Source organism: Pseudogracilibacillus amylolyticus (SeqCode) (genome assembly GCF_051918545.1).
Taxonomy (GTDB): domain Bacteria; phylum Bacillota; class Bacilli; order Bacillales; family Amphibacillaceae; genus Pseudogracilibacillus.
In genome coordinates this window covers 1-4709 of the sequence record NZ_JBPPZG010000265.1, presented here as the reverse complement: position 1 = coordinate 4709, position 4709 = coordinate 1, and the positions used below count along the sequence as shown (strand labels likewise).

Below are 4709 nucleotides of genomic sequence, written 5' to 3'. Positions count from 1 at the left end.
AGTACGCGACGTCCTGTCGCAACACCTGCACTTGCACGTCCTGTGCTTCGGAGGCTGAAGCCGTGCCCGTGGAAAGCGTAGTATTCTGCCGAAGCGGTTTTCATCACAAATTTAAGTAAGAAGTGAGCAGGCACTAATTATATTTACCGTTGCGGTAGATTTCAACTACTCAACAGTTTATGGATATTGTATAAAACCTCAAATCTTTTACATAGGAAGCGTTACTCAGTCTTTATTAAGCTTAATCTAACCACTTGTATCACCTTGCATGAATGATGTAAAAAATTGAGTTAGTCATTAATTGCTTTTCTTAAATCCTCTATTGCTTTTTTGCGATCACTTTCATTAAAAATCGCACTTCCTGCAACAAGTACATCTGCTCCAGCATCTGTACATAATTTTGCAGTTTCTATATTTACTCCGCCGTCAATTTCAATTTCATACTGATAATTATTTTGTTCTCTAAGTTCAGCAATTGTTTTTACTTTTGGAATCATTTCATGAATAAATGATTGACCACCAAAACCAGGATTCACTGTCATAATTAATACAAGATCAACATATGAAAGAATTTCTGTAATCATTTCGATCGGAGTAGCTGGATTAATAACTACTCCCGCTTGAACATTCATATCCTTAATAAGCTGAATCGTTCGATGTAGATGAGGGCATGCCTCTTGATGAACAGTTATAATCGACGCTCCTTTTTCAGCAAATGTAGGTATATATTGATCCGGATTTTCAATCATTAAGTGAACATCTAAAGGTAAATTTGTTACTGGTTTAATCGCTTCAACAATTAGTGGGCCAATGGTTATATTGGGCACAAAATGCCCGTCCATTACATCGACATGAATATAATCGGCCCCAGCTTGTTCCACTTCCTTTATTTCTTCTCCCAATTTTGCAAAATTCGCTGATAAGATTGATGGTGCTATTTTAGTCATTCGTATACCTCGGCTTTCTCTCTGTGATTTCTTGTAAAAATTGCAAATAATGTTCATAACGGTATTGATTAATTTCACCGTTATCTACAGCTTGCTTTACAGCGCATTTCGGTTCTTTATCATGCAGACACTGGCGAAATTTGCATTCATTTCGCTTCTCTCTCATTTCAATAAAGCAATCTGATAATTCTTCTCGCTCTAATTCATTTAATTCAATCGCACTAAAACCAGGCGTATCGGCAACAAGACCGTCCTCAACTTCTAATAATTCTACATGACGAGTCGTATGTTTACCTCGACCTAAACTGAGTGAGATTTCTGCAGTTTGAATTTCAAAAGTAGGGTTAATTGCATTTAACAGCGTCGATTTACCGACACCAGATTGCCCCATTAATACAGTAACTTCATTTTTGAAAAAATGTTTTAATTTTAGATGATCTACATTTTCTTCTAATGATAAAAATTCAAATCGATAGCCTAGTTTTCTATATTCTTCTTTAAAAGCATTCATCTTCTCTATTTCTTGTTCGGTTGCTAAATCTTTTTTTGTCACGATAATCATCGGCTTAATTCGTTTTGATTCTACAACAACTAAAAAACGGTCTAATAGTAATGAACTAAAAGTTGGTTGGCTAACAGCACTAACAATAATGGCTTGTGTTACATTCGCAATGGGAGGACGAATAAATTCGTTCTCCCGTTGCTTTATTTCTTGAATATAACCTTCCATATTTTCCGTTATATCAAAGGTAACAAAATCACCTACTAATGGTGTGATGTTTTGATTTCGAAAAACTCCTCTACCTTTACAAGCATAAATTTCGTTATTCGATTTAACATAATAAAATCCACTTAAAGCTTTTATGATTCTGCCTTCTGCCATTTAGCCACCTTCCTTATATTCTACAGTTCGCTGAATGATTACTTCCCCATCACGTACTACTTTATATTCCGCAGTTTCACCTGGAGCAATTACCATCGTTAAAGTATATTCTTGATCGCCTTGTATTTCATCTTCATGAAAAACATTTGATAATGAGTTATTTAAGTCTTCTACATAAATTTGTACGGTTTGGGATGATGCCAATTCTCCCTCTTCATTTTCTTCAGGTTGAAATGGAACAGTAAATGTAACATTATGAGATTTCGGTGGCAATTCTTTCTTCCCTTTCGATATTACTGCTTTTACAACACTGCCTTCAGTTAACTCAGTATTTGCTGCAGGATCTTGGCTAATCACCGTTCCTTCAGGAGCATGATCCGAGTATTCTTCACTTAAATCTAATTTTAATCCATTTTTCTTAGCATAATCTTTTAATTGTTCTAAGGTTAGGCCTGTCAAATTACTTAAACTGATCTTTTCAGGTCCATCACTAACTTCAAAAATAACTTTCGTCTCACTTGGTACAACTTCACTTTTAGGAGCAGGTTGAATTTGGGTAATAATTTCACCAACAGGATGTTCCGATATTTTTTCATAGGCAATGACTTCATAACCTTCATCATCTAATATCCGTTTTACCTGATTATAGTTTTCTCCAACATAATCATCAAACTCTACTTTTTCTTTTCCATCACTAACAAAAACATCTACAGTTGATTTCTCTTTAATGGTTCTTCCTTCTCCGGGATCAGTTTTTACTACAAACCCTTCCTCAATTTCATCAGAGGAGATTAACTCTTTATTTACTTTTAAATTCAAGTTCTCTAACTCCTGTTTTGCTTCTTCAAATTCCATTCCGACTAAATCATCTGGAATTGTTACATCCTTTGGAGCATTTAAAGCAAATATAACAATGGCTGCAATAGCAAGAAACAATAGCAGAAAAGTACCAATGAACCATTTTCTTTTATACCATTTTTTCTTCTTTTTATCTGGTGATACCGGATCGTTTTTTTCTTCATTTGTTGTTGGTGGTACATCGTCATTATTATGAACAATAGTGGTGTCTTGTTCGCTCATTTGAAGCTTTTCATCCGTAATGATCGGTATTGCTTTTGTTTCTTCCCCTTCTTCAATAGGTGGTTTAAATATTGCTTCGTTCATATGTGCAGGATCTAAAGCTGCATTAAGAGCTTCTTCCATCTCATAAACACTTTCATAACGGTGAAATGGATCTTTTGCAGTAGCTTTTAAAACAATATTTTCTACACTTTGCGGAATACTTTCATCCAAGCTTCTAATTGACGGTGTTTCATTTTGTAAATGTTTTAAAGCGATTGAAATCGGTGACTGTCCCGAAAATGGTAATTGGCCAGTTAATAGTTCATACATCACGATCCCGAGTGAGTAAATATCTGATTTTTTTGTTGCCATTCCACCGCGGGCTTGTTCAGGTGATAGATAGTGAACGGAACCTAAAATAGAGTTTGTTTGCGTTAAAGAAGTCGCACTTAATGCGATAGCAATTCCAAAATCAGTCACTTTTACATTTCCAAAACGATCCATTAATATGTTTTGCGGTTTAATATCTCGATGGATCAAGCCATTTGCATGTGCATGAGCGATTGCATCAGTTAATTGTTTCATAATATCCAAAGCTTCATTCACATCTAGGGGGCCATTTTGAACAATGTATTCTTTTAAAGTTAACCCATCAATGTATTCCATGGCCATATATAAAATATGATTCTCTTCACCTACATCAAATATATTAACTATATTAGGGTGAGAAAGACTAGTTGCCGCTTGGGCTTCGCGATCAAATCTTTCGATAAACTCTGGATCATTGGCAAATTCAAGCCGTAATACTTTTATCGCTACATCACGGTTTAAAATAATATCTCTCGCTAAATAAACATTGGCCATACCGCCTCCACCAATTGTTCGTTTAATGCGGTAACGCTCACTAAGCAGGTGTCCCTCTAACATGTTGGATCACCTTCTTGATCTTGTTCTAATTTTTGGATGATGGCTAGTGTTATATTATCTTCTCCTCCACGTTCGTTCGCAATCTCGATAAATTCATTTACTAAACTATGAATATCTTCCGTTTCTCGTAACCGACGTTCAATTTCGTCATCGGACACTTTATTTGTTAGTCCATCGGAACATAAGAGTACACGATTATTCGAATCCCAATTAATTGTTTCAACATCAGGTTGAACAGTTTCCTCCGTTCCAACTGCCTTTAAGAGAACATTTTTTCTCGGATGCTGCTCTGCATCAAGTTCAGTTATTTGTCCAGTACGAATAAGTTCGTTTACAAGGGAATGATCGCTCGTTAATTGTTCAAATTGTGTATCATTAAGTAAATAGCAACGACTATCTCCTATATGAGCGATGGAAACAAAATCATTTGTACATACACTTACAACAACGGTAGTCCCCATGCCATCATATTCTTCTTTTTCCGATGCATGATTATAAATAGTCGTATTCATTATCGATATAATTTCTTGAAGCCAGTTTTCAGCTTCTACTGGTGTATGTATTTCATCTATTTTTTCCCAGTGTTCTTTTATAATGGAAACGGCTAATCCGCTAGCTACTTCTCCTGCCAAATGGCCACCCATACCATCTGCAACTATTGCCAATAGCTGTCCCGATTTATTGTAAAAAATTCCTCCTGCATCCTCATTAATCGAGCGCATCCTACCCCGGTCCGTTTTGAAATGTCCATTCACTTCCATCACCTCTTTTTATCAAACCAACCATATATTTTTAATGATCATTTTTTATTAATCTCGTCATAAAAAATCCATCCGATTGAATCGTTTGGGGGAAAAGTTGTAGCCCAAATTTAGTGCAATCTTGATTAG

At 35.7% G+C, this 4709-nt stretch carries 4 protein-coding genes; all 4 read right to left on the bottom strand.

What is annotated here, in order from left to right:
• Positions 1-290: 290 nt before the first annotated feature.
• Genes rpe through ACPYKA_RS19020 form a run of 4 tightly spaced genes read right to left on the bottom strand, consistent with a single transcriptional unit; the run spans position 291 to position 4580 of the window.
• Positions 291-947, bottom strand: a complete 657-nt coding sequence (gene rpe, locus ACPYKA_RS19035; RefSeq protein WP_479543776.1) for a ribulose-phosphate 3-epimerase — start codon at positions 945-947, stop codon at positions 291-293.
• The gene (gene rsgA / locus ACPYKA_RS19030; RefSeq protein WP_479543775.1) at positions 940-1830 is read right to left on the bottom strand and encodes a ribosome small subunit-dependent GTPase A; all 891 of its coding nucleotides are present in this window, start codon (positions 1828-1830) and stop codon (positions 940-942) included. Before rsgA ends, rpe begins: the two co-directional genes overlap by 8 nt.
• The gene (pknB, locus tag ACPYKA_RS19025; protein WP_479543774.1) at positions 1831-3819 is read right to left on the bottom strand and encodes a Stk1 family PASTA domain-containing Ser/Thr kinase; all 1989 of its coding nucleotides are present in this window, start codon (positions 3817-3819) and stop codon (positions 1831-1833) included. It abuts the gene before it with no gap.
• A complete protein-coding gene (locus ACPYKA_RS19020) occupies positions 3813-4580 on the bottom strand; it encodes a Stp1/IreP family PP2C-type Ser/Thr phosphatase (protein WP_479543777.1) in 768 nt (255 codons plus the stop codon). The genes pknB and ACPYKA_RS19020 overlap by 7 nt, the downstream gene beginning before the upstream one ends.
• Positions 4581-4709 lie beyond the last annotated feature (129 nt).